At 51.0% G+C, this 26,976-nt stretch carries 21 protein-coding genes; 7 read left to right on the top strand and 14 right to left on the bottom strand.

Annotated features, from left to right (window positions below; translation table 11 throughout):
- Window positions 1-93: 93 nt before the first annotated feature.
- The 3 genes from FD07_RS04535 to argF all read right to left on the bottom strand — a co-directional run bounded on the left by FD07_RS04535 (window position 94) and on the right by argF (window position 4,090).
- Entirely contained in the window at window positions 94-1,647 is a 1,554-nt protein-coding gene (locus tag FD07_RS04535) for a YfcC family protein (protein WP_020089356.1), read from the bottom strand.
- 502 nt (window positions 1,648-2,149) lie between these two features.
- Window positions 2,150-3,076, bottom strand: coding sequence for a carbamate kinase (gene arcC / locus FD07_RS04530; protein ID WP_020089357.1), 927 nt, complete (start codon window positions 3,074-3,076; stop codon window positions 2,150-2,152).
- Between the two features lie 15 nt (window positions 3,077-3,091).
- A complete protein-coding gene (gene argF, locus FD07_RS04525) occupies window positions 3,092-4,090 on the bottom strand; it encodes an ornithine carbamoyltransferase (RefSeq protein ID WP_020089358.1) in 999 nt (332 codons plus the stop codon).
- Window positions 4,091-4,720: 630 nt separating this feature from the next.
- Between argF and FD07_RS04520 the strand changes: the two genes are divergently transcribed.
- From FD07_RS04520 to FD07_RS04500, 5 genes are all read left to right on the top strand, one after another.
- Window positions 4,721-6,019: a sensor histidine kinase gene (locus FD07_RS04520; RefSeq protein WP_020089360.1), complete on the top strand. Its 1,299-nt coding sequence runs from the start codon at window positions 4,721-4,723 to the stop codon at window positions 6,017-6,019.
- The gene (locus FD07_RS04515) at window positions 6,016-6,846 is read left to right on the top strand and encodes a DNA-binding domain-containing protein (RefSeq protein WP_020089361.1); all 831 of its coding nucleotides are present in this window, start codon (window positions 6,016-6,018) and stop codon (window positions 6,844-6,846) included. Before FD07_RS04520 ends, FD07_RS04515 begins: the two co-directional genes overlap by 4 nt.
- 195 nt (window positions 6,847-7,041) lie before the next feature.
- On the top strand, window positions 7,042-7,413 hold the full coding sequence (locus FD07_RS04510; protein ID WP_020089362.1) for a cupredoxin domain-containing protein: 372 nt from the start codon (window positions 7,042-7,044) through the stop codon (window positions 7,411-7,413).
- Between the two features lie 41 nt (window positions 7,414-7,454).
- Complete coding sequence (locus FD07_RS04505) at window positions 7,455-7,736, top strand: cupredoxin domain-containing protein (RefSeq protein ID WP_020089363.1); 282 nt, start codon at window positions 7,455-7,457, stop codon at window positions 7,734-7,736.
- On the top strand, window positions 7,733-9,667 hold the full coding sequence (locus tag FD07_RS04500; RefSeq protein WP_020089364.1) for a copper-translocating P-type ATPase: 1,935 nt from the start codon (window positions 7,733-7,735) through the stop codon (window positions 9,665-9,667). Before FD07_RS04505 ends, FD07_RS04500 begins: the two co-directional genes overlap by 4 nt.
- Window positions 9,668-9,908: 241 nt before the next feature.
- Here FD07_RS04500 and FD07_RS04495 read toward each other — a convergent pair whose 3' ends face one another.
- The 3 genes from FD07_RS04495 to FD07_RS04485 form a co-directional block, all read right to left on the bottom strand.
- Complete coding sequence (locus FD07_RS04495; RefSeq protein WP_020089366.1) at window positions 9,909-10,385, bottom strand: glutathione peroxidase; 477 nt, start codon at window positions 10,383-10,385, stop codon at window positions 9,909-9,911.
- Window positions 10,386-10,453: 68 nt separating this feature from the next.
- Complete coding sequence (locus tag FD07_RS04490) at window positions 10,454-10,951, bottom strand: isochorismatase family protein (RefSeq protein ID WP_020089367.1); 498 nt, start codon at window positions 10,949-10,951, stop codon at window positions 10,454-10,456.
- 269 nt (window positions 10,952-11,220) lie between these two features.
- Complete coding sequence (locus tag FD07_RS04485; protein ID WP_020089368.1) at window positions 11,221-13,752, bottom strand: glycoside hydrolase family 30 protein; 2,532 nt, start codon at window positions 13,750-13,752, stop codon at window positions 11,221-11,223.
- A 148-nt stretch (window positions 13,753-13,900) separates the two neighbouring features.
- Between FD07_RS04485 and FD07_RS04480 the strand changes: the two genes are divergently transcribed.
- Window positions 13,901-14,896: a LacI family DNA-binding transcriptional regulator gene (locus FD07_RS04480; protein WP_020089369.1), complete on the top strand. Its 996-nt coding sequence runs from the start codon at window positions 13,901-13,903 to the stop codon at window positions 14,894-14,896.
- A 411-nt stretch (window positions 14,897-15,307) separates the two neighbouring features.
- Here FD07_RS04480 and uidA read toward each other — a convergent pair whose 3' ends face one another.
- The 6 genes from uidA to FD07_RS04450 all read right to left on the bottom strand — a co-directional run bounded on the left by uidA (window position 15,308) and on the right by FD07_RS04450 (window position 24,920).
- Window positions 15,308-17,116 (bottom strand): beta-glucuronidase, encoded by a 1,809-nt coding sequence (uidA, locus tag FD07_RS04475; protein ID WP_020089370.1) that lies wholly within the window; start codon window positions 17,114-17,116, stop codon window positions 15,308-15,310.
- A gap of 20 nt (window positions 17,117-17,136) precedes the next feature.
- A complete protein-coding gene (locus FD07_RS04470) occupies window positions 17,137-19,026 on the bottom strand; it encodes a DUF2264 domain-containing protein (RefSeq protein ID WP_020089371.1) in 1,890 nt (629 codons plus the stop codon).
- 200 nt (window positions 19,027-19,226) lie between these two features.
- Entirely contained in the window at window positions 19,227-20,522 is a 1,296-nt protein-coding gene (locus FD07_RS04465) for an MFS transporter (protein WP_020089372.1), read from the bottom strand.
- A 419-nt stretch (window positions 20,523-20,941) separates the two neighbouring features.
- Window positions 20,942-21,130 carry a hypothetical protein gene (locus FD07_RS04460; protein ID WP_020089373.1) on the bottom strand — a complete coding sequence of 63 codons (189 nt, stop codon included), beginning with the start codon at window positions 21,128-21,130 and terminating at the stop codon, window positions 20,942-20,944.
- Window positions 21,131-21,305: 175 nt separating this feature from the next.
- Window positions 21,306-22,763, bottom strand: a complete 1,458-nt coding sequence (locus tag FD07_RS04455) for an NCS2 family permease (protein ID WP_020089374.1) — start codon at window positions 22,761-22,763, stop codon at window positions 21,306-21,308.
- 249 nt (window positions 22,764-23,012) lie between these two features.
- The gene (locus FD07_RS04450; RefSeq protein WP_020089375.1) at window positions 23,013-24,920 is read right to left on the bottom strand and encodes a heavy metal translocating P-type ATPase; all 1,908 of its coding nucleotides are present in this window, start codon (window positions 24,918-24,920) and stop codon (window positions 23,013-23,015) included.
- Between the two features lie 142 nt (window positions 24,921-25,062).
- On the opposite strand from FD07_RS04450, the gene FD07_RS04445 reads away from it, so the two are divergent.
- The gene (locus FD07_RS04445) at window positions 25,063-25,368 is read left to right on the top strand and encodes an ArsR/SmtB family transcription factor (protein WP_020089376.1); all 306 of its coding nucleotides are present in this window, start codon (window positions 25,063-25,065) and stop codon (window positions 25,366-25,368) included.
- Window positions 25,369-25,414: 46 nt separating this feature from the next.
- Here FD07_RS04445 and FD07_RS04440 read toward each other — a convergent pair whose 3' ends face one another.
- Together FD07_RS04440 and FD07_RS04435 are read right to left on the bottom strand one after the other, a co-directional pair.
- Entirely contained in the window at window positions 25,415-26,164 is a 750-nt protein-coding gene (locus FD07_RS04440; RefSeq protein ID WP_155823058.1) for a matrixin family metalloprotease, read from the bottom strand.
- 228 nt (window positions 26,165-26,392) lie between these two features.
- Complete coding sequence (locus FD07_RS04435; RefSeq protein WP_020089378.1) at window positions 26,393-26,872, bottom strand: hypothetical protein; 480 nt, start codon at window positions 26,870-26,872, stop codon at window positions 26,393-26,395.
- Between the last annotated feature and the right edge of the window lie 104 nt (window positions 26,873-26,976).

Genomic DNA, 26,976 nt, shown 5'->3' with positions numbered 1-26,976 from the left:
TCTAATCCAACCTAAATAGCCGCCAGCCCCATCGCAATTCAGTGACAGGGACTGGCGGCTATTTGCTAACTTTTCAATTTCAACTCACTAAACTCAACTGACCAGCACCTCTGCGACCAGGATGGCGCCACCGAAGACCAGCACGAAGACAACGACTGGCCAGACAAACTTGAACCAGTGCGAGTACTTCATGTCCAGCATCTGCAGGGTTGCCATCACCAGCCCGGTTGGCGCCAGGAAGAGCATCGCATACTGACCGAATTGGTAGGCCGTAACCACGGCGAACCGTGGAATATCAACCGTATCGGCTAACGGTGCGAAGATTGGCATTGCCAGCACGGCTAAACCAGATGAGGATGGCACGATGAACCCGAGCACGAAGAAGATCAGCATCAGGATCAGAATGAAGACCGATCCACTCACGTGCGCCACCAGTGTTGAGGAATACTGGAGAATCGTGTCGGAGATGAGACCTTCGTTCATGACCAGGTTAATCCCCCGGGCAAGTCCAATGATCAACGAGACCCCGACCAGGCTCGCAGACCCGTTGGTAAAGGCATCCACGACACCCTTTTCACCGATCCCGTATTTACCAGTCGCTGTCAGGAACATGATAATAATGGCAAATGCCAGGAAGGATGACGCCATGGTTGGGAACCACCAGCCCTGAGACATCACGCCCCAGACCATGATGGGGAACGTCACCACAAACAGAATCAGGATTAATTTCTTCCGGAAGGTAAACTCGCTGCCTTCTTCACTGTCGCCGGAGGCTACCGACCACATCTTGTTAAACGACGTGCGGTCCTCGTAGGTGTAGGAGAAGGCCGGCGTGTTCTTCACCTTCTTACTGTACCAGTGCAGGTACCAGATGACGAAGATGGAAGCCACAATCAGCCCGACGATCCGCCAAACGATTCCCTCCGTAAAGTTGATGCCGGCCGCGTTGGACGCAATCACCACGGAGAACGGATTAATCGTGGAGAACGACGTCCCGACCGAACTCGCCAGGAAGATGGCCCCCACACAGACGATGGAATCGTAGCCCATCGCAATGAAGATCGGCACCAAAATCGGGTAGAAGGCCACGGCCTCCTCTTCAATCCCACAGAGCGTTCCTCCTAAGATCATGAGGACGGCCACCATGAAGATCAACATAAATTCGTGACCCTTCGTCTTCTTGGTCAACGCCAGCAGGCCGGCTTCAAACGCCCCGCTGGCTTTAACCACACCGATGAGTCCTCCTAACACGAAGATGAAGACCATGATATCCACGGCTTCGATGGTCCCACGCACCATACTACTGGTGATGGCGCCCAAGCCCGCCGGATGTTGTTTCAACCGTTGATAAGTATTGGGAATCGAGACGGCCTGGGTGATCCCGCCTGAGGTAAATTCCTTGATCTGAATCTTGACACCCAGCTTATCCAGTTGTTCCTGAGTGGCCGCCACCTTTTCCGTCTTCCCCGAAGGCTTAGTGATGACCAATGACGAGCTGGACGATTCGTAAGCAAGCTTGGAATAGGACCCCGCAGGAATCATCCAGGTCGCCATCACGGCAACGATCGTTAAGATGAATAAGATCACAAACGCGCCGGGCATTCGCAGCTTGAACTTCTTTTTAGGTTGTTGTGCTGGTGTATCCATGTTTCCACCCCTTTGCTCTTAGTTGACTTCTGTCCTTGCTTTTAAACAATTCCGAAAACTGTGCGTAACTTCCGCCTGCGGCTGCCACTTTCAAAAAATTTGAAACTAGTTTAACCAACCCACAGACACACGTACTTCGTATAACTACCACTACGTCACAGTATTAACCGGTACTCACCGTCTGATTGGATCTAAGCCAACGTAAGCCGTAAGGGTGGCGTAAATTGGCTCAGCCGTGGGAATCACCTAAGTGGCATGCCACTTAGGTGATTGGTGGGTTTGAAACTCGCTTCTCAGAGGTTCAAACCCAAGCCTAAAGACCGCTCTATGGCTTTAGGCGTCCGCCCACGCGTTCCAGCCAATTTACGCTGCCCGGTAAGGCGATAGCAAGCTTTGTTCCAACCAAACGTCATACCAAAACGCGGTCCCAAGAACGGGTGCTACGCCAACATCCCTTGGACCGCGCTCTATGTGTCTGCCAAATTATAAGTGGTGTTCTAACTTACTTAATCAGTGTGCCGACCTTTCCAGCCAATGCATCGTCCAGCCGGTCCAGTGACGTGATCAGGGCCGTTCGGTTGTTGCCCGAAGCGACAAAGTCTAAGCAGGCTTCGATCTTAGGTAACATACTCCCCGGTGCAAATTGGCCCTCGTCAATGTAGCGCTTGGCATCCGCCGCTGTTAACTCGCGGAGTACATCCTCATCCGGTTTTCCGTAATTGACGTACACGGCATCGACCGCCGTTAAGATAATCAGCTGTTCCGCCGCGATGTTGGCCGCTAGTAAAGCACTGGAGCGGTCCTTGTCGATAACCGCTGGCACACCCTTCAAACCAGCTGGGGTCTTGACCACGGGAACCCCGCCGCCACCGCCGGCAATCACGAGGTTGTCGTTTTCAATCAAGTCGTTAATACTCTTGAGTTCAATGATCGACTGGGGCTGTGGTGAAGGGACCACTTGGCGATACCCTCGGCCCGCGTCTTCAACGAAGGTGTAGCCCTTTTCGGCTACGATGCGATCGGCATCTTCCTTGCTGTAGAACGCGCCGACCGGCTTAGTAGGGTGCTGGAACGCCGCGTCACTTTCATCAACTTCGACTTGGGTGACGACCGACGCCACATCCTTCACAATCCCCCGTTGATGGAGTTCATTCTGCAAACTCTGCTGGAGGTGATAGCCAATATAGCCTTGGCTCATCGCCCCACACTCAGGGAAGGGGAACGCCGCCGTCTGACCGTGTTCCGCCGCGTAATTCATCCCCAGGTTGATGGCCCCAACTTGCGGACCATTCCCGTGACTGATGACAACCTTGTGACCAGCCGCCACGAGGCCAACCAGTGACGTTGCGGTGTGTTTAACCAATTGCAACTGTTCTTCCGGTGATTTTCCCAGGGCGTTTCCGCCGAGGGCCACAACAATTTTTGCCATCTGCTCGTCCCCCGTTTATTCGCCTAAGGTCGCAACCATCACCGCTTTGATGGTGTGCATCCGGTTTTCGGCTTCTTGGAAGACCACTGATGCGTCGCTTTCGAAGACTTCATCGGTAACTTCCATTTCGGTAATTCCAAACTTCTCAGCAATCTCCTTACCTACCTTGGTTTCCGTATCGTGGAAGGATGGTAGGCAGTGCTCAAAGATACAGTTTGGATTGCCGGTTTTTGCCATCATTTCACTGGTGATCCGGTAGGGTGAGAGTAACTTGATCCGTTCCGTCCAGACTTCATCTGGTTCACCCATTGATACCCAAACGTCGGTGTAGAGCACGTCAGACCCCTTAACCCCCTGGTCCACATCGTCGGTGATAAAGATAGTTGCGCCCGTCTTTTCTGCGATGGCTTCAACCTTAGCCAACAGTTCTGGTGAAGGGTTCAGTTCTTGTGGGCAGACCAGATGGTAGGTCATCCCCATGATTGCGGCACCGATCATCAGCGCGTTAGCCACGTTGTTTCGGCCGTCACCCACGTATGTAAAGTGGATTTGGTTGTATGGTTTCTTGAGGATTTCCTTAGCTGTTAGGAAGTCCGCCAAGACTTGCGTTGGATGGTCTTCATCAGTCAGACCGTTCCAAACGGGGACGCCTGAGTATTCAGCCAGCGTTTCCACGGTCCGTTGGGAGAAGCCCCTGTATTCGATACCGTCAAACATCCCGCCCAACACGCGTGCCGTATCCTTGGCTGATTCCTTCTTGCCCATTTGTGTACCGGAAGGGCCGAGGTAAGTCACGTGGGCCCCTTGATCGTAGGCCCCAACTTCAAATGCACAACGGGTCCGAGTCGAGTTCTTTTCAAAAATCAAAGCGATATTCTTACCCTTTAACTTTTGCTGTTCCGTGCCCGCATACTTGGCATTCTTGAGATCTTCAGCCAGCTGTAACAGGAAACCCATTTCCTTAGGGGTGTAGTCCAATAAAGTGAGAAAACTCCGATTCCGCAAATTGTACATTGTTAATTCCTCCTTTGTTATTTACAATGACAGTATATGTAATCGGTTTCGTGAAACTTCACGAAGCTTCAAGTCGTCGGGAAAATACTTTTTTTATTATATTGAAGCTCCCACGGCTACTGACCATAATTGGCGATCCAAGCCGCTGTAAATGCTAGTGTGTCAGACTGAAGTGTCCCTTTGCGCTTCAGCTAACTCACACACTCGCTTTACTTGAATCACGCTAAGGAATAAAAAAGATTATCAACATCATCACTATTCGTCACTTACAGCAAATTTATAAAAGTGATTCCCTCTGCGAAGTTAACCAAGTACGTTACACTGAACAAAGATTGCTTGGTACTGACTGCCAAATCATTTTAGCCGGAGGAGGCCCAAAATGCAGTCAGCTGTGACGACGCTGTTAGACCAGGCGATTTTTCCTGGCCTTACAGCGTGGGACGCACTTGAAGATGCACGAACTTTGCAGCTTCAAGTCGAGGAGAAAGACCGCACTGTGGCTTTCTCCGTTCCCCATAGCAGACGGAATTTTGGGTAGCCGCAGGCGAACCCGCACTGTTTTCAGGTCAAAGCAATCATACATATATTTGCAACGTCCATTGTCCATAATAAGTTAGGAGTTATTTCAAGATGTTGAAACAATCCCGCTTCATTAGTCACGAACGTTACCGGCGGATTCTCATTGCCGCCATCTGCATCGCCCTAGCCTCACAGGTCAACTTCACCGCCTACACCCCCGGCTTTATCCTGACGTTATCGGCGCTGTTACTGCCGATCTTTCTCTACTTTAACGGTGACCTGAATCCAATCCACTTGACGGTCGCCATTGCTGGCGCCTCACCCATCTTTCGGGGAATCCTGTTATTCATTGGCAACGATGTCAGCCGTACCGACAATCTGCGCTACGTGGCGGCCGACATGGCCTTCTACGTCTGTTACGGTGTGCTGTATTACTGGCTATATTGGCGCAAGGGTCAGCGAAACAATAGCTCCTTTCTACTGACGATCATCGTCTGTGACTACCTCGCTAACTTGCTGGAAGTCAGTATTTTAACTGGGTTCACTGATTACCACTACCGATTATTTCAATTGCTATTCGTCACCGCACTCCTGCGTAGCCTGCTCAGCTGCTGTCTCGCCTTTCTTTACCACCACTTCACGCTTCTCGTCCGCGATGAGGACCACGAACAGCAGTACTACCACTTCATCTGGGTGGCATCGGTCGTGAAGAGTGAGGTCTACTTCATGCGTAAAAATATTACGGAGATTGAAAACGTCATGAAGAACGCCTACCTGTTGAACAAACAACTTCAAAGCGCCGATGTCACCCCCGCACAACGTGAAATGGCCCTGGACATCGCCCGCGACGTTCACGAAATCAAGAAGGACTACCAAAACGTCATCTGCGGGCTGGGTAGTTCCTTTGGCAACGATCAAGCGACCCCCATGCAACTGGCCGATATTCTGCGTGTGACCACTCGCTACATCCGCGAAGCCCTTAAAGATGAGCAACGGGGTGTCGTTATCGACACCCACAGCCACGTCGATATCGTCATCCCCAACCACTACTACGTGGTCTCAATTCTCTCCAATCTGATCTTCAATAGCGCCGATGCCATGCTCGACCAGACCAACGGCTACATCCGCATCACGGTCGCCGACGTCGGTCCCAACGTCATCATTACCGTCAGTGATAACGGCTCCGGCATGGACGAAGAGACTCAGGCCATGATTTTCCAGCCGGGCTTCAGTACTAAGTTCGACGAGAACACCGGGAACGTTTACCGGGGCATCGGCCTCTCGCACGTCAAAATTATCGTTCAGGAACAATTTGACGGCGATATTCAGGTCCATTCACAGCTCGGCAAAGGGACTAATTTTGAAATTACGCTCAATAAACAACGACTCGCACAGGAGGTTTCCGCATGAAATTCTACATTGTCGACGATGACCCCGCTATCCCAATGATGCTACGCCGGATTCTCGAACAGGACGCTAACAACAGCGTGATTGGCGTCGCCGCCAACGCTCAGAAGGCAATCGCTGATATCATGATCCAACACGTCGATATTGTCCTAGTTGACCTGTTGATGCCCGGCATGTCCGGGATTGAACTGGTTGAAAAGCTTAAACGCCTCCATCCCAATCTCCGTTTCATCATGATTTCCCAGGTTAAGGACGACGAGCTACGAGCTGAGGCCTATCAGGCGGGCATCGAATTCTTCATCGACAAGCCAATCAACCTGATCGAGGTCAAGACGGTCGTGGAAAAGGTCGCTCAAAGCATCCAGATGGCCGCCAAGCTCAACGCCGTGCAGTCGCTGGTTGGCGGCATTCCCACGGCAACTCCGACCGTGGACCCCCATCAGGCGCAAAAGGCTAAGATCCTGTCAATTCTGCGTTTTCTGGGCATCACCTCGGAAGCCGGTTCCGCCGACATTCTAGCTATCACCCAGATCATGATTGACCAACAATTGAGTTTTCGTGAGATTGATTTCAACGTGGCCTACCACATTGACGACCGCGAGAAGAAGATCGTCTTTCAGCGCGTTCGACGCGCCATAAAGACCGGCCTGACTAACCTCGCTCACCTCTGCCTCGACGACATGGGCGACGAGATCGTCGTAGAATACGCTAACACGCTGTATGAATATAAGAACGTCCGGAGTGAAATGCTGTACCTGGAGGGCGAACGCAGCACCCGGGGAAAGATTTCCCTCAAACGTTTCTTCGATGGTCTGGTCCAAGAAATCTAACGCCCGCTTCATTTCAAATTCAAACACTGACGTCACAGCCCACTTCTTCCAAGTGGCTGTGACGTTTTTTGGCGGTCATCAAAGACAGAATATGATCTAAAGCTATTTTTTCGTTGACAAATGTAAACGATAGTCTTATGCTATTTACATCGATTACGTTTGTAAACACAAAAAGAAAGTCAGGTCTAATTAAATATGGATAAACTCTTCGTTACAATTGGCGCTGTGATTGCGATTAGCTTCATCGCTTGGTGGTTCTTCGGTAAGCACACCACCGCAATGGTCGACGCGGCGGTCACTCACGATAAACAGGACGTCGACGTTTCCGTCAGTGGTGGCTACACCCCAAGCACCGTCGTTCTCAAGCGCGGGATTCCCGCTCAAATCACATTTAACCGCAAGGATCCCTCGAACTGTCTGGAACAGGTCGTCTTCCCCGACTTCGGTATCAACGAGTTCTTGCCTAAGGACGAAAATCACGCCGTTACCATCGATACCAGCACCCCCGGTGAATACGAGTACGCTTGCGGAATGAACATGTTCCACGGCAAGGTCATCATCAAATAACTATCACTTATCACGCACACAACCCTATTGGAGGTCATCTTATGACAAAAACAAATACCACACAAAAGGCGACCGTCACCGTTGACGGTGGCTACCAACCCGACACGATCGTTCTGAAACAAGGCGTGCCAGCCACGCTCACGTTTAACCGCATCAACGACGCTGGCTGTCTGGATCAGGTTCAGCTTCCCGACTTCAATGTCTTAGCCGATTTGCCACTGAACCAACCACAGAAAATCACCATTGATACCAGCCACGCCGGCACCTATAAGTTTGCCTGCGGTATGGATATGTTCCGCGGAAAGGTGGTTATCGAACCATGAGCATCAAGAATCGTTTCGTTTTCTCACTGATTCTTTCTCTACCTATGCTGATTGAAATGGTGGCAGCCCCCTTTGGATTCACGCTTCCTGGCGGCGCCTGGACGATGTTTCTCCTGACGACCGGGGTCATGGCCGTCTCCGCTCGGCCATTTATCCAAAGCGCTTGGGCTGCCTTCCGTCATCATCATGCCAACATGGACACACTAGTCGCTGTTGGTACCGCAACGGCCTACCTCTATAGTGTCTATGCAATGCTTACGGGCAGAGCCGTCTTCTATGAGAGTGCCGCCTTCGTCATCACCTTCATCCTTCTCGGACAATACTTCGAGGAAAAGATGAAGCATTCCGCCTCAGGGGCCGTCGAAAAGTTGATCGGTCTCCAAGCCAAGAGTGCCGACGTGCTCCGTGACGGTCAGTTCACTAAGGTCCCTCTGAGTGCCGTTGTGGTCGGCGATACAATTCGCGTAAGACCCGGTGAAAAGGTCGCCGTTGATGGCACCATCGCCGATGGCCACTCAAGCATCGATGAATCCATGGTGACTGGAGAAAGTATGCCCGTGACCAAACAAGCTGGTGACCACGTCATTGGCGCCACCATCAACGGTACAGGAACCTTTACGTTTACTGCCAGCAAAGTCGGTGACGACACTCTGTTGGCTCAAATCGTTGAAATGGTCAAGAAGGCCCAGACCAGTCACGCACCCATTCAAAAGACTGTGGACCGGGTCGCCGACATCTTCGTCCCCGCTGTCCTGATTGCCGCCATCCTTACCTTCACCGTCTGGTACGTTCTGTTGGGCGCCAGCCTCGTGAATGCCATGTTATTCGCCGTTTCGGTCATTATTATCGCCTGCCCTTGTGCACTAGGAATCGCCACCCCGACGGCATTGATGGTCGGTACTGGTCGTAGCGCTAAGATGGGTATTCTCATCAAAAACGGTGAAGTCCTCGAAGCAGCCAATAAGATCAAAACCGTCGTGTTCGACAAGACCGGCACCATCACCGAGGGCCATCCCCAAGTCACCGACATTGTGGGGGGACCTGAAGTCCTTCAAGTGGCCGCCAATCTGGAGGTTGCCTCCGAACATCCTCTGGCTACCGCGGTTCTGGACAAGGCCCACGACACTGGTCTTACCCCCGTCGCCGCAACTGATTTCCAAGCCATTCAGGGCAAGGGTGTGCAAGCCACAGTCGACGGTCAATCCGCCTTTATCGGTAATGACAAACTTCTCGATAACTACACGCTTACGCCAGAACTGACGCAACAAATGACCCAGTTACAAAACGCCGCTAAAACGGTCGTCATCGTCGGCCAAGCTGACCAGGTCATTGGCCTGATTGCCATTCAGGACGCCCCTAAACTTAGCTCAGCAGGTGCCATCGCAGCGCTCAAAGCACGCGGCTTACGAACGGTAATGTTGACTGGTGACAATGACCGGGTAGCACGGGCCATTGCTGACCAAGTCGGTATCGACGAAGTCATCGCCAATGTTCTTCCCGGTGACAAAGCCGCTGCCATCACGCGATTACAAACAGATGGTCCCGTTGCCTTCGCGGGTGACGGTATCAACGATGCACCAGCTTTGACGACCGCTGATGTCGGTATCGCCATGGGTTCTGGTACCGACATTGCCATCGAAGCCGGTGGTATCGTTCTGGTTAAGAATGATTTGCAGGACGTGGTGCGCGCACTTGAGCTCAGTCAAAAGACGTTCAGCCGTATCAAGTTGAACCTCTTCTGGGCATTCATCTACAATACGTTGGGAATTCCCGTGGCTGCCGGACTCTTCGCCGCCCTCGGACTCGTTCTCAGTCCAGAGCTTGCTGGCCTGGGTATGGCGTTCAGCTCATTCTCCGTGGTCGCCAGCTCCCTACTTCTGAACAAGTCGAAGCTCACGTCTACCGCTGCACCAATCGCTAAGGTAGCCTAAGGAGGTCTAACCGTGACTGAAAAATTCTGGCAAAAAGAGACCTGGACCACCATTGCAATTGCATTAGTTTACGTGATTGCAGCAGTTGGTATTGGTTCCCTAATTGCACATTAATTTAGACAAAAATCGTGTTGCCTAGCGGGTAAACCTATCCGGTAAGCAACACGATTTTTTTGTTCATTTTGAAAAATTATTGATTTATTCCTCAGTCTGAATAATGTGTACACTTGACTGGCAATCGTTAGTCAGTCGTCCCCAACGCCTGAACGATGGCGTCTTCCATACTCTCTGGCTTCGTGATCGGTGCGTAGCGGTCAATCAACTGGCCGTCTCGGCCAATCAAGAATTTGGTGAAGTTCCACTTGATTCGACCATGACCGGCGGTGGCTTTGAGGTAGGTAAATAATGGATCTTCATCCTCACCATTCACGCGAACTTGCTTGGTCATCGGAAAAGTCACGCCGTAATGTAGCTGGCAAAAGTCACTCGTCGCTTCGTCGGAGTCCAGTTCTTGATGAAATTGATTCGACGGCAATCCCAGGACTTCCAGGCCCTGATCGTGATACCGGTTATACAACGCTTCGATACCCACTAGTTGCGGTGCTAACCCACACTTGCTAGCGGTATTCACAATTAGGACGACCTTCCCCCGGTAATCAGCGAAGTTGATGGCTTGGCCACTCATCTCAATTTCGGAAAAATCATAGATCGTTATCATTAGAAAACTTCCCTTCTCGAAACCGTTGTGCATAATTCAATTATACACTAACTAGTTTCGAGAGACAGCTATTCCGCCGCCGGATAGACCGTTGCAAAGCTACCATTCCAGATGCCCTCATGGTGCTTGCGAATCATGGCCGCACTGAGCTCCGGCGTATCAAAGGTGGTACTCATGCCAGCCGTCGTAATCATATCAAAGCCACGGTCGTGACCGACCCGAAACGCCGTATCCACGCAGTACTCCGTCTGTAAACCACAGACTTCCACGCTTTCAGCCAGAATATGATGCAACCGATCCGCTAACCCCGTCTCGTAAAAAGAATCCGTATGGTACTTCAGGAATACGGTATCATCGGCCTGGCGGTGAAGTCGTGTGTCGAGGCGCCAGGCATCGCTACCGTAAGTCATTTCATCATCAGTATGCTGCATAAAGATTACCGGCCGCTCCTCGTCATGATAGATATCGAGGCGCTCGTTGATGCGATCCACCAGTGCGGTATACCCCGCGGCCTGGCTCAGCCCATTCTGAACATCGATTACTAACAGTACATCTGCTTGTGGCATGGTTGTCATCCTTTCAGTACTCAGTTGCTTTGAGTGTAGCACGAACGCCTTAAAAATTCTCCTTATACTTATTACTAATGTAAAAATCGCCGTTTCAGTCTCATCTTTTTTCGAAATCATCAAAAAAATCGTCTGTACCCGGCAAAGGGATGCAGACGACAGTGATTCAATACATTAATGATTTTTTGTTTTTATCAATCATACTTGAAGGAATTCAATTTTTTCACTTTTCTTCCAGTATACTTGAAGAATTCAGAAACACCCTCAGCCTACCGGTAAAACCCAACCGCATCCAGCGTATAAGTCCCGGCCGTCACCGCAGTCGTGACGTGATGTTTGACCGCAGACAACCCCAAGAAAACGGCGTTCTCCACCTTATCGGCAGCCTGCTGCGGTTCGAAATTAGGGACCAACAGGTGACCATCGACCTTGACCGTTAAGCGACTAGCCGCAACCTGGCGACCGTACAATGCAAAGCCAGTCCCAGTGAAGTCAAACGCCACCTGGGTCTTCTGTCCGGCAGTCCCCGTCGACAAGGTTCGGTTCCAAATCGTATTGCCTAACCCGCAGACGTGTTGCCAGTCGCCACGGTAGGTGATCCGCTCGTCTAAGTCATCGATCCGCTGGTACTGGACGCCATCCGCCACATCATTCTTCTTAACGACAATCTGGGTAATCTCCGTGTGATAGTAGCCGGTGCCCAGTTTGACGCGACCGCTATAGTGCGGATTGTCCGTGTCCACAAAGGTCAATACTGTCTGCCCGTCGATGCCCGCCGCTAATCGATTGCCGCTGATGCCAAAGCTCAGCTGGTGAATTTGTGCCAAGTTCAAGCCATCCACGTAACCCAAAGCCACGATGCGATCATTCTTCACCAACTGACAGCTACCATCCGTGGCTACCTTAAAGACATACGGGGCGCTTTCCAGCCGCCCCTTGACGTCCGTGACTTGATACAGGCCGATCCCAAAGTAATTGCCAGTCGCCGAATTCTGCTGGGTCGTGTCATCGAATTTTACGGAGACTACCACGGTGTAGTTGCTCCAGCGGTCGTCCCCCAACGTCAGGTTCGGTGCATACGAGTATTCCCAGTCCAGCGCACGTTGGGCCTCGGTGATCTGTTGGCGCAGGACGCCCTGACCATGACGCTGCTCGACTTCAAAGGCCCCACCCTGATCCGTGGTGTACCGCGGTGTGCCACCTCGAGTCGTGTGGTAGTCCGCCGCATAGCCGAAGTCATCCTGATAGAAGATGTCTTGGCTATCCGTCACGTCCAACAGCGTATTGGCTGCGGGTGCTGTCTGCCGTGCATAAACGACCTCGGTATCGTTACTCAAATCTAGCGTCGTTGCGGTCACAATGCTATGTGGCTGAACGAGAATCGTCAGCTTACCAGCCGTAGCCGTGAGCGTTTCACGTTGCTGTTTCAGCCCGCTATCATAGACTTGCCCCGGTTCCGGACCGCGGCTTTCCCACACCGTGACCGGCTTACCAACTGCTGGTAGATTGACGAGTGCCAGCGTATACCGACGAGGGCTCGCGCTATCGTTGACCAAAATCGTTGAAAAGTCCTGTTTGTCCGGCGCCACCAACGTCAAATAACTGGGCGCATCCGTGTGGCTATCCAGATTTTCCGTCCCACCGATCTGACTGTCGCAGGCACTCGGTAAATAACGCCACGGATTGCTCTCGTGCCAGCCAGTTTGTGCGAAGTCCGTGAAGTGCTTCATGATCTGCAACCCCACGTTGTCAACTTCAAAGTATCCGGACCACGGGTGACTCGCAGTGATCAACTCCTTGTGACTGTAATTGACCCCGGGATAATAGGCGGAAACGGCGGGCTGGAAGATGTAGAAGGTCCGCCGAGAGTTCACATAACCCTTAATCAGCCGGTTCGCCACATCCAGCCCACTCTGCTTGCCACCGATGCCATCGCCGGAACTGGCTCGTACACGATACTTGCCAAACGTCATCGGTGCAATGCCCTCACTGTACCAGACCTCGTGCTGGTGATCATCGGCTAAACGTTTGTATTGATTATGCGTCCCATCATCGGTATTGTAGTGATAGCCGACTGCCGTCACGCGTTCGAGTAACTCCCGGTCCTTCAGCATGGTATCGCCAAACTCAGTCTCGTAATTCTGGTCGGCCGCAATCAACTTGATCCGGTGGTAGCGTGCCACGGGAAAGCCCGCCGGGAAATCAGTGTCGTTATGTAACCGGTCGGCAAACCACTTGATCCAGCGATACATCGGATGTTTGGTCTCATTTCTGTCCGGATCCACGTAATCAAAGAGGTAGCCGAACTGCTGGTACGCTGCCACAATGGTCTGCTTGTAGAGCTGATACATCGGTTCATACGCCGCCTCCGGTACGTTGTGATCGGGATCAGTGCTCTTGACCGGCGCCCACAGTGGCCGCAAATAACCGGGTTCCCCCCAACGCAACAGGCTGGTCTTTAACCGCGGATTCAACTTTTTGGCATCGGCAATCAGCTGGTAGCCGGCGCCCCGCAAAACGTTAGCGGGTTCATCGGCACTGCGCTTTGTCGCCGGTTCGGTCCCAGAAGACGTATTCGCATCATCCCCGAGTTCTAGCTTGACCATCGACATCAGCGGGTGCTGGCCGCCGAAGAGAATCGCTAAGATCTGCTGGTAGCTCTCGGGCTGTTCCCATTTATAATCCAGCAAGAGCCGCGACGAATTATTGCAGCTCAAGTACCCAAACCCCTTGAAGGTATTGGCATCCTGCGCCGATGTATCCAGTAAATCACCATCAATTGTTACCTGTGTTGTATTCATGACTGCTCACACACTCCAATCTATCAAAAATGAAGAAATTTAGAAGTTTCCAGTTTAGTAAACGTTTTTCCGAAATTTACGGCTATAATAATTATAAGGAATGGAATACATAGCCTATAAATAAATCTAATCGAAGGAGGACTACCCGATGACAACCATCAAGGACGTGGCGAAAAGCGCCGGCGTTTCAGCATCTACCGTCTCTCGTATCCTAAATTATGATGCCACCCTCGCCGTCAGCGAAGATACCCGGCGTAAGGTCCTAGAAGTCGCCGAAAAGTTGCAGTACAAGAAGAAACCCAAGAAGGTTAAACAGTCCGGGGCCAAGATTGCCGTGGTGCAATGGCACTCCGACAAGGAAGAACTCAATGACCTGTACTACTACCAGATTCAGTATGGTATCGAGACCAAGGCCCTCAGCGGCGGCGTTTCCGTCGACACCATCTCGTTTAACAACATCGCCAACATCGACCTCACCGGCTACTCTGGCATCATCGCGGTGGGCAAGTACGACGAGTCCGAAATCCACCGGTTGGCCGGCTACCACAAGCCACTGGTCTTCATCGGCGAAAACTACCTGCTCTATGGCTTCGACAGCGTTCAAAGTGACTTCCTGACGCCCATCAATTGGATCATCAACCACTACCTGACCGAAGGAATCACCGACATTGGCCTGATTGCCGGCCAGGAAAAGACGTTGACTGAGCACAATGCCGTCTACGACCCGCGCGCCACGACCTACCGCAATCGACTCGTCCACGAGGACCTCTTCAATCCGGACTTCCTGTTCACGGGTAGTTACGGTCCGGACTCTGGCTACCAGTTGATGGAACGGGCCATCACTGAGCTGAAAGATGACTTGCCACACGCCTTCATTATCGGCAGCGACTCCATGGCAATTGGGGCGCTGAAAGCCCTGAAACAGCACGACATCCCCGTTCCCGGTCGGGTGAACATCATCAGCTTCAACGACGTGGCAATCGCCAAATACGCCTACCCCGCGCTGACGACGGTTCACGTCTACACGGAGATCATGGGCGAACGGGCCTTCGATCTCCTACAGGAACAGATCAAAGATGCCAACAAGATTCCGGAATCCGTGGTCATCAGCACCCGCATCATCAAGCGCGACAGTAGCGTATAAAACAATCAAAATAAAACCGCAGTAAATCCAAGGTTCTCAACACCTGGTTTACTGCGGTTTTTAGCTGTTTAATTGGTCCAATCGTTTAGAAATCTACATCGCTAAATTTCCACAAAAACCTAGTCAAAGTTTCCTCAACACCACGAGACATTGTTAACTGCCCTTATATAATTTTATAAAATATCTAAGAGAGTCGAATAACTTTGAACTAACGCAACGTCAGCCGTGAGGGCGGTGAAAATCAACTCAGCTGTGGGAATTCCCTTAGCGGCTGTGCCGCTTAGGGAATTGGTACCTTTAAGACTAGTCCCTCAGAGGCTCAAAGCAAGCCTAAAGACCGCTCTATGGCTTTAGGCGCCCGCCCTCAGCGTTCCAGTTGATTTTCACCGCCCGGCAAGGCGCAAGGAAGCGTTAGTTCTTAAAGTTATTGTCGATGTCGAGCCAACGCTGGCGGAGATAGAACGCCGCTTCCTTCGGCTGACGATCCCGCGTAAACAGGCCCTTCTTATTCCCGTTAACTCGCATGTTCCCTTCAACCGTTTGGAAGTCAGCCAAGTTCCAAGGCTGTTCCCCCCGAATGAAGTCATAAGAATCGAAGACCCGGTTGAACATCTGTAGCAATTCAATCTGGTACTCTTCGCTCCACATCACGGAAGGCAACTTGTGCAGGCCCGGCTGAGTATCAGCGCCATATTCGGAGAACACAACGGGTTTGTCGATATCCGAGGCTGCCCACTTGTCGAGTTCCTCACGCAGACCGGCTTCTCCATCAGAAATTTCGTAGCCCCACTTGTGATACCAACCAGGGTAACGGTTCAACAGGTAGAAGTCAGGGAACTGCTTGCAATAGGAAGTGTCAAAGGTGTCATCTTCATTCAACGTAAAGGTCCGTGGCCGTTGATCAGGGTCCAAGGCTTTGGTGGCCGCAAACATTTTTTCAAAGTATGGCACCGCAGACTTACTAGAGGTATCGGGCTCATTGAAGAGGCTCCAAGCCAAGACACTCGGGTGATTCTTATCCCGGTGGATCATGTCGGTCACTTGGTCGAGATGCTTCTTGTAAAGTTCCTCGGTCCAGTCACCAGCGAAGAAGGACTGATCGAGGCCCCCGAGGAAGCTGGCCGCCGCCATCTTAAACCCAACAGCGGGGACTTCATCGATAATGAGAAAGCCTTCGCGGTCGGCAAAGCGGTAAACCTCTTCGTCGTATGGATAGTGGGATGTCCGGAAGGAGTTGGCCCCCATCCATTTCATCAGTTCAAAGTCCCGCTTCTCCACGTTGAGATCGAAAGCCCGACCGGCGTAGATGCTGTCTTCATGGCGGCCAAATCCCTTGAGGTAAACGGGTTGGCCGTTGACTTCGATCTGGTGCCCGGCGATAGTGATCGTCCGAATCCCAATTTCATCGCTATACTCATCAAGCAATTGGTCGTTGGCCGTGACTTGAATCGTCAGCGTGTAAAGGTGGGCGTCACGAACGTTCCACAACTGCGGGTGCTGCACAACGAGGTCGCCGGACCGGCCATTACTGGTGGCCACAATCTGGTCGTTCTCATCACGCAACGTGACACTGACGCTACCAGCCGATTGACTGGTGGTCACGGTGTAGTGAACCGTGGCCACATCATCACCCAGCGAAGAGACAGCGGTGTAATCCACCACGTGATTCTCTGGCATCGCAACGAGATGGACGCTGCGGTTCAGACCGGAGTAATTATAAAAATCAAAGAACGGCTTAACCATTTTCTTACCGTTCTTCAGGACGGCCGTATCGCCAGCCGGTAAGGCATCACGGTGCAGCTCATTGTTCATCTTGAGCACGACCAGGTTGTCCTCGTCAAATTTCACGGCACTAGTAATGTCGGCGAGAAATGGGAGAAAACCGCCCTCATGACTCCGAATTTCCTGACCGTTGACGTAAACCGTGGCACGGTGCGTTGCGGCACCGAACCGTAGGCCAATCAGCTTACCGCGCAGTGACCCGGGGACGAAGACCCGCTTGGCATACCAGAAATCACCGGTGTATTCACGAGAATCCTTGTCCGTAAAGAAGTCGTTGAAACTGGCTGGAACGGGCATCTTGATGGGATCGGGTAACTTAGCGGTCCAATTGTCAGCCAGTCCCTGGCTCTCACGGTCAAACTTAAAGTCCCAAAGACCATCTAATTTCTGGTCAAAGCGGCATTTATTCGTAAGTGGGTAGAGTAACTCTTGCTCCATGTGTCTGATTCCTCCAAACTCTATTTAAATTCGTCTAAGGTGACCTTGGTGGTCTGCCCGTTCAATGTAATCTCAACCCGGTTCCCGACCAAGGCAATGGTTGGAATCGCAATCTCACCGTTAGCGTCCAGGCTCTCCAACTCGCGATCTCCCAGATAAAGGGAAACCAAGGTGTGCTTCCCGGGCTTCAAAACTCCCGTCTGCAGCGGAATCTTCGTCTTAGGGAAGTAGATGTTGGTGTTGGGCTCCGGTACGGACAATTCGACTTTCAGATTGTCTGACAAGCCAACTAAACCGGTAATACCGACTCGTGTCTGATAGAAGACGGCGTTCTTAGCCTTGACTGCCACTTCGTGTTCACGCGGGTCGCCACTATCGGGACCGGAGAAGCTCCCTTCGGCCACGTGTAATTCCCGTGCGGTATCAATCTGGTGAATTCGCACGTGCCATGGCATATCCGGAATCACGTAGTTCTTAATATCCACGTCGTCCCATGGTTGCCAATCGGAATAAACGTAATCGTCGTGAATCTGGTAGTCGGCATACTTAAAGGCCGTCCGCCAGAAGTTCTCGGATTCGGAGACTGCCAGCGTGTTGTCAAAGGCACACTGCTTAAGCAAGACGGAACCCTTGGGGGTGCTGAAACCAAAGGATGAGGAGTACACGTACTTTTCGTATTTGGCAGCACCGGCAGCGTGTTCGTGGGAGTGCTGGCCAGCGGTAAAGGACTGGACTTCCATCCCCGTCTTACTGTGAGCGACCAGCATCCGTGGTTCCGGCTGCTTCTTGAGTGGCTCAAACTTAAAGTCGTCACTTTCCGGCGTGGTCCAGAACGGATCGTCATCGGGTAAAGCGTAGAAGATAAAGGTCTTGAGTGCCCAGTAAGCCGAAGCGGGGCCGTTGTAGCCTTCCGCAAAGACCATGTTCGGGTAGGCGTAACCGATTGGAATCAAGCCGTCTGTCGTGAAGATATTTTGATGGAACCACCAACGCAAATTGTTTAAAAGTAAATGTTTGATGTCCCCCAGCTCATAACCCGCTGGCAAGTCGATGTGCGCATACGCCGCAACCGCCCAGAAGGCCGCTTGGGCAAACCGATAGTCGAGGCTCCGCCCATAAGGCAAGGCCGCCCCGTCCGCCGCAAACCAGTTGGCATAGCTCGGCACGAAGGCCTTGGCGCGTTCCCGCAGCAAGGTGGCTTCGTCTCCCTGCCAGTCGGTCAGACCAACCGTCAGTAAGGTGAAGAACTGGTAAGCAAACGGAATGTAATTGTCAATTTGATTCTTGTACCCATCGTAAGACCAACCGTGGTCAAGGTAGTGGGTGTTGGTGATGGCGTAATCATCGGCGACTAACTGTGAATGGTCGGCGTACCCGGAGTCCGTGATAAACTTGTTAACCATGGCCTTAAAGAAGAGCCAATTCGTCTTTGGGACAACCTTATCATTGACCTGATCCATCCAATCCACAATCTGTTTTTGTTGCGTCGTGGACAAGCTGTCCCAGAAGTTAGGCTTGGTCTCGTACAGGAATGCTGTCAACGCACCCATTTCCACGAAGAGTTGATCATAGTCACCAAGGTCACCACCCCAGTAACTGTCTGATTGGGGATCAACACCGGCGAGAATCCCTTGCGTGGTCATTTCAAACCAATCGGGGTAAGCCTTGACGTTCTCGGCGTTACTGAAGAAGGGACCGAGGCCCCACAACAGGCGCATGAAGCCTTCAATTTCAGTCTTGTCTTGCAGGTAGACCGCCCCGCTATCACTCATGCGGAAACGACCCTTTTGCTTCTGTTGACTTAAGACGTCCATTGCAGGGCTAAGAATGTCTAGCAATGCCGACTTCACATCCGCTTTACTACGGAGTGGGTTCGCTTTGATTTGCTCGTTAAATAACTGTCGTTTCAAGTTAAGTCCTCCTTTGCCTATCTTTCGGGTGAAAACTTCCGCCTACGGTTGCCAGAGATTCTGACGCTAACTAGCCATTCACCCGTTACCTACTTTTCGAAAAAGGCTCTACGCCGTTATTGACATAGAGTCTTCCGTACGTTTGCTAATAAACGTATCCTTTTCCTAAAACCATTACCAGTCACTTTTACCGACCAAGATTACCGGACACGTTTGATCATGGCAATCGCGATACCACCGACCAATTCCATGGCGATGGCGAAGATGAAGATTGCACCGTAACCGAAGGCAGCAACGATAGCTGAGGCCACCATGGCACCCAACATCTGGCCTAACGTGTTGGCCAAGTTGATCAGCCCTAAGTCTTTCCCGGCAGTATCAGATGAAGGCAAAACGTCCATGTTCAAGGCACCATCGACGGAGTTGTATAACCCATTCCCGAAGGCGGCGATGACGGCGTAAACGAACATTGCCCATGGCTTTTGAACAAACAGTGGGAACAATGCGGCGAAACCTAAGGCAAAGGTTGCGATCACAACTGGTGCCTTAACCCGGTTCAGCTTATCGGCAAGTGGTCCCCCAATCAAAGCGAAGATCACACCAATGATTAACATAATTGAGGAGAAGATGGAAATTGATTTCCCAGCTTCACTCGTTCCTTGACCAATGTAATCGGTGAACAGGAAGAGTAAGAAGGTTGTGACGATGGTTGACCCAACAACCATGAAGAACTTACCTGTCAAAGCTAAGTAGAAGTCCCGTGCATCATGCGTTGGGAAGAAGAAGTACTTCTTTAAAGTATCCTTGTTCAGGGAAACTTTGGGTTCATCCATGTTCCCTTTTTCTTGAATCAGGAGCAAGTGAATGATGGCCAAGACAACGGTACTGCCGGCCATGAAGTAGATCCCCATCTTAACGTTACCCAAGAATTGGGCCGCTAACAGCGCGAACCCTTGTTGGGCGATGGTAAACCCGACCCCGTAGAAAGTCGAAACAGTTCCCCGCCATTTAGGCGCGACCCGGTCCGATATTTGCGGATATATCGCCGCAGCAATGGCATTTTCGGCCGCAGCCGCAACAATCCAAATGAGAATGATGGCCATGATCGATTTAACGTTGGCAATGACAACCAGTGAAATTGCAATGGCAATCGTTCCGACAACAATGTAAGGCTTCCGTTTCCCAAAGCGGGTCCGGGTAACATCTGAGAATGCCCCGAATAACAGGTTGGCAACGGCCCCCGTGATGGAAGCAACCGTAGCTAAGATCCCAACGGCCCAAACCTTATGTACAGGATCCAATTGCGCGAATAATTGCGGGATTAAAACACTTCTAGTGGAGCCAATTGGCCCGTACCAGCATAATGGCGCCAAAAACATAGCGGATGAAACCATCCAAGGCAGTTTGGGTTGTTCTTCGTCTTTAACTTTGGCGTTGGTAACGACCCCGACACCTGCCTTGACAGCTTTCTGATCCGTCTTATCTTCTTTCGACATTATTTCTCACTCCTAAGTATGTATAGATTTTGTAAGGGCTTTCTTTCGCGGCTTTTAGTGGGCTCCTTTGAATCCAACGCCGGGAGCCTTCTCAATATTACTAAATTGCGGTTAATAAAAACGCTTACAAGTGGATTATAACGCTTTCATTTTGTAAAGTATAGTTATCATTTAGTAAAACACGAGCAAGTTTAATCGTTATTTACTAAATATACTATTAGGCCGGGTCTCTCGGCCCATTAAAAATTTCAACAAAAAGACCAGCGGCCGCCATACCAGCACCGCTGTTCCTTCATTATAATGTCGTCATTCAAGTTATTAGCTTGTGTCCCAAATTTGGTGAACTAGCTTTGGCCATGAGTCCATCTAACGTATCAAGCCACTACATCCGCAAACCAATAGTTACTAAACAACGAGCTTCATTGATCAGATATTTTCGCATCTTTTCGTAACTTCTGCAGATCCGCGGGCGCCACGACGAGCTTAATTTCTCCCGTTTCCAAATTAACATCTGCCATTACCTGAACGCTTTTGCCCACCATGCTCGCGACGTGACGCTTGATCTTTACGGGTGATCCATACGCTAAAATCTCATATTGTTGATGCACCGTTAAGTCCTCCCAGGTCATATTTGCCCACAGAATAACACACTCTTAAGCTCAGCCCCCGGTAGCACGTCTTACAAATATTCTAATATCCAGTTACGGCCGGCGCTCATCACTCTAGACCACAAAAACACCGGGACGGCGTCGCCACCATCCCGGTGCTTCCTGATTCCCCCAATTAAACTAATGCCAGCACCGCGAAGTTAATCACGAATAACGCCGACACAATCCAGATCAACCCATGAACCTCTTTGGCCTTGCCTTCGACCGTCTTGACCAGGCAGTAGAAGATGAAGCCAGCGGCAATCCCGTAGGTAATATTGTAGGCAAACGCCATGATAAACGACGTCATGAAGGCTGGAATCGCCTCGCCAAAGTCATGCCACGGGATCTTACTGAAGGCACTCATCATCATGATTCCGACCAGAATCAGTGATGGTGCGATGGCCGCTGTTGGAATGATCGACAGCAGTGGTGAAGCTAACGAACTCAACAGGAACAGGATGGAAACGACCACACTAGTCAGCCCAGTTCGGCCACCCGCGCCGATTCCCGCGGAACTTTCCACGTAGGTCGTCAGGTTGGAGGTCCCAAAGATCGAGCCCACGCCGGTCGCAATGGAATCGGCGAATAGGGCCTTATCCAATTTTGACTTAAACCCAGGTTGCGCTTCTAACTCTAGTTCCCGCTTACCGGAAAAGATTCCCGTCTGCCGACCGGTTCCGATGAAGGTTCCCAGCGAGTCAAACGTATCTGAAAGACTGAATGACAGAATCGTCATCAATACCAGAATCACCCGGTTATGCTCGGCAAACAGTGAGCCCATCCCCTCTGACGAAAAGGCCGCCAGGAAGGTAGTGCCTAATTGGTGAAAGGACGACCCAATTGAATAGCCACTGGCCAGGTGCAGATTGGTCACCCCCATGGGGATTCCAATAATCGTTGTGGTTAAGATTCCAATCAGCAAGGCCCCTGGCACCTTCCGCACTTTGAAAATCACGGTCACGACCAAACCGATAACGGCTAGAATCAAAGCTGGGGAGTTGAACACTTCCAATGCCGGTGTAATGCTCCCGTTGGTCACGACGGAACCGATACCGTGTTTGAAGGTCTCTTGCGTGGCGTTAAATGCCTTGCCATTGACCGTCAGGATGCTGCTAGCATCGCTGGTAAACTGCAGGAAGTTCCCGTTCTTCAATCCAACGTAGGCGATAAATGCCCCAATCCCCCCACTGATGGCGAGTTGGAGGTTAACTGGAATGGCAGAGATCAGCATTTTACGAATCTTAGTCACCGTAATAATGATGTTAATAATGCCACAGAAGAAAACCAGCGCCAATGCCTGTTGCCAAGTGAACCCCAATCCCATGACCACAGTGTACGTGAAGAAGGCGTTCAACCCCATCCCAGGGGCCAATGCATACGGAACGTTCGCAAACAACCCCATAACCAATGTTCCGGCAACCGAGGCAATAATCGTTGCGAGAAAGACGGCCTGTTGCGGCATCCCCGTCTGTCCCAGGATCTGGGGGTTAACGAAGAGAATATATGACATGGCGAAGAAGGTCGTGACTCCCGCGCCAATTTCAGTACCAACGGTGGTTCCTGACTCTTTGAGCCTGAAAAACTTATCCACGGTGGATTCCTCCTATAAAATACGAACATTAAATAATAAATAAAAGCCAATTATCAATTTCTATATGGAGAACTATACCAGATTACGTCGGATAAGCCAAGAAAAATATACGATACACGAACTTAACGAATTTTACTACGATTGATGTTGCCCCACCATCATCGCACGTTCACGCTAAACAATGAGAACTTAAAAACGCCACCAAGCCGATTTTAATCAGCCTGATGACGTCTCATTTGAGCTCTAATTCTAGCCACTAACTTTAGCCAGTGTCTTCTGAACCTTCTGTGGTTTCTCTTGGCGGCCAATCAGCAACAGCCGCAGCGTATTTAGGACGGCAATCAGCGTCACACCCACATCGGAGAAGACCGCCCACCACATGGTCGTAATGCCAAAAGCAGCCAGTGTCAAGAAGAGAATTTTGATGCCGAGAGCAAACACAATATTTTCCCACACAATCTGCTTAGTCCGTTTAGCAATCGCAATCGTGCGTGGAATTGCCAAAGGATCATCATTCATCAGCACAACGTCGGCCGACTCGATGGCAGCATCGGATCCCAACGCCCCCATAGCAATCCCCACGTCGGCGCTGGCTAAGACCGGCGTATCGTTTAACCCATCACCGACAAACGCCAGCTTTTCTTTAGGACCTAACTGGGCCTTCAAAGCCCCCATCTCAGCAACCTTATCCTGTGGCAGCAACTCCGCTTTAACAGCATCAATTCCAATCTGTTGGCCCACAGCCTGACCGACTTGGTGATTATCACCGGTCAACATGACCGTGTGAGTCACGCCATCCTGCTTCAGCGCGTGCAGGGCTGGTACCGTGTTTTCCTTAATCGCATCAGCAACTTCAATGGCACCCTGGTACTGACCACCTAATGCCACGTAGACCATGGTCCCAGTTGTACTGCCCGGCAAATCAACCGTCACGCCAACTTGGCGCATTAATTTTGCATTCCCCACGTAAAGCGGTTGTCCACCCTGCGTAGCCTTCACACCCAGCCCCACTAATTCTTCAGCGGCCGACTGCTTATCGGTGTTCAGACCAGCCATCGCCACAATTGACTTGGCAATCGGATGCGGTGAAGCCACTTCGGCAGTCGCTGCCAGGTTAATTAACGCCGACTTGCTAAGGCTGACCGGTGCTACGTTGACCACGGCAAATTCACCCCGGGTCAGCGTTCCAGTCTTATCGAAGGCCACCGTCTTCACCTGATTCAAGGCCTCCAAGTAATTACTTCCCTTGATGAGCACCCCACTACGCGACGCTGCCCCGATACCACCAAAGTAACTGAGCGGTACAGAGATAACCAGTGCACACGGACAGGAGATCACTAAGAAGATCAATGCCCGGTAGAGCCAGTCAGCGAATGGTTGCGCAAAGAACAGTGGGGGCACAATGGCGAGTAACGCTGCCATCCCAACGACAGCGGGCGTGTAGACCCGTGCAAATTTTGTAATAAAGTTTTCAGTCTTTGTCTTTTTATTAGTGGCATCCTGAACCAACTCAAGAATCTTAGCCACCGTCGAATCCGCGTAGGCCTTTTCAACCCGGAGCTCGATGACCCCATTGCTGACGATCGTCCCACTCAACGCTTGATCACCGGCAACTACTAGACTGGGCTTAGTTTCACCTGTCAGTGCTTTGGTATCCAGGTAGGTCTCGCCACTCGTAACCGTCCCATCGGCAGGAACCTTTTCTCCGGGCCGAACAATGAGCGTGTCCCCTACCTTGATCTGGTCTGGCGTGATCTGTTGCGTATGGCCGTTGACCACTAAGTTTGCGGCGTCCGGCCGAATCTTCAGGAGGGAAGTGATGGACTGTTTGGACTTGCTGACAGCGGAATCCTGGAAGAATTCCCCGATACGGTAGAACAGCATGACCGCAACCGCCTCAGGGTACTGCTGAATCGCCAGGGCTCCGACCGTGGCGACCGTCATCAAAAAGGCCTCACCAAATAGCTTGCCGTTAAACAGATCCTTCACGGCATCCACGAGGATCGGACCCCCTACGAGCAGGTACGCCATCAGGTATAGCCCAATTGTAACCGCTTTCAATAATGGTGAAAAACTTGCGATGGCAAGGAGCAGCATACTCCCTAGGATCATGGCTAAGTTACGTTTGGTCTCTGCTAATTTTAAATATTCCCGCATCGTACTCGCCTCCTGAAATTTGATATGAATGGTCGCTCATATGTATGTGTTCATCATAACATATCTATAAAACGTGTCAACTGTTAAAGTGGCCAAACTTGCCCCGGCCTTTTATGATAAAATGAAAGTTATGGTGACTAATATGGAAAAACAAAACAATCAGCTTCCCACAACCACAGAAATTAAAAAAAGCGTCGACCTCTTCAAAACCTTTGGCGATGCGACTCGCTACCAGATTCTCTCGCTTCTCTACCAAGGAAGTCGGACCGTCAGTGAAATCACGGCCGTCATGGACGTGTCGCAATCCGCCATCTCCCACCAGCTCAAGACCTTGCGCCAGGCGGGACTGGTCGTTGGCAACCGCGATGGCAAGTTTATCAAGTACACCCTCGCCGATGAGCATATTTTTGAAATATTCGAATTGGTTAAGGAACATATTCAAGAATAATTAGACTCAAAAAGTGCGATCCCACAATGGAATCGCACTTTTGTTTTCAGCTTTTAGTCTGCTGATAAACCTGACGCAACCCCCGGACATCTGCAGAGGACAGGTGCATCTTTCCTTGATCTAACGGATACATCACTGAGGCACGATCCGTGCTGTGGTCGAGCCCCAGCGCGTGGCCTAGTTCGTGAATCGCCACGGAGTCTTTAAAGGCCAACGCGTAGGTAATATTCAGGCTGGCTGTCGCTTTATTGCGAATCGTCATCCCCCGAAAACTGACCGTTTCTGTGACCTGCGGACCGCCACGCCCCAACTCCACGCTAGTTTGATTCCGGGCAACCTTCTTGTGATAGGCCCCAAAGGTAATCTGATTTTCAGATTGTGCCGCCCGGCCGGCCTTCAGATGCACGATTCCCGTGTGATTATAGACGTGAACGGCATGGATAAACGCATGTCGTTCCTTAGCCGGGACATCCTTGGCAAAGTGATATTTGTAGGTTCGTTTCAACTGTTGATCCACAACAATGGGTTCGATCGGCGTGCCGGTGGCTTGTTTCGTCTGCTTGTGACTGACCTGCTCCACTTTGACGGTAGATTCCGATTGTCCAGAAGGCACTGACGACTGGCCACTACCTTGACGTTTCGTCGGTTGCTGGTGACCGCTAACCCAACGCGTCACACCTGCTTGTAGCTGAGCGACTTCACCGGGCATGCCGGTAAATGGGCCCCAACCAGTCTTTGCAACAAACCCCGCGACTACTAACACAACGACTATTAGTAATCGTCTGACGACTTTCACACTTATCTCCCTTTCTCAATCCCGTAATCGTGGTCGGCTTAAAATGACCCAATTAGTGTGATTTTACCTGGGTGTTGGGGGAATAGCAAGATTTTCTCAAGTGAAACGCTTTCTTGACCAAGCGACGTTGTGTCTGACAATCTAGATTTTTAAATGTTTTCATAGAAAACTTCCGAACGTAAGGCTTCATTCAAGCCCCATCGGACGCAACCTAACGCCAAGCCACAACTATCTAATTCTCGACCGTGACCCGAGTGCCATCACACTACGCGCAATCGGCTGGGCAATGAAGGCTTCCACAATCAGAGCAATCGTGAAGTTTCGAGGCCACTTGGCAAAGAAGTGGACGATTGGGTCGAGTGTCATCTGTCCCGTCCCAATCCAGGTACCCAGGATTGTCAAGACTAGCGACATCAAGAAGACGTTGCACATCGTCGTGATCAGCATGGCTGACCGAAAGCCCGACTGGCGATCAAGAAAATAACTAGCTAGCTTGCCCGCGGGCTGTTGTGTTAAGACGACGAGAATGATGACGCTGACCCAGAGAAGTGGAATTTGGTGTAGCACCATGATCCAATGATTGAGAGAAAAGCCGACCTCTAGTCCGGTAATGATTGGCGCAATAATGTTCACCGAAATGACTGAGATAACCGCCATAAATAAGACCGTCTCACGTAAGTTTTGTGGTAATCGTTGTTGAAATTCCAAAAGAAAACACTCCTTAATTTTGGCGAAAAAAGAAACAGCACGTCTACCAATAGGAACTGGTAGACGTGCTGATTAATTAGGTTCTATGTCAACTGTTGTTGGTA

Source organism: Levilactobacillus parabrevis ATCC 53295 (assembly GCF_001434055.1).
Lineage (GTDB): Bacteria > Bacillota > Bacilli > Lactobacillales > Lactobacillaceae > Levilactobacillus > Levilactobacillus parabrevis.
This window is presented reverse-complemented; position numbering and strand designations above follow the sequence as displayed.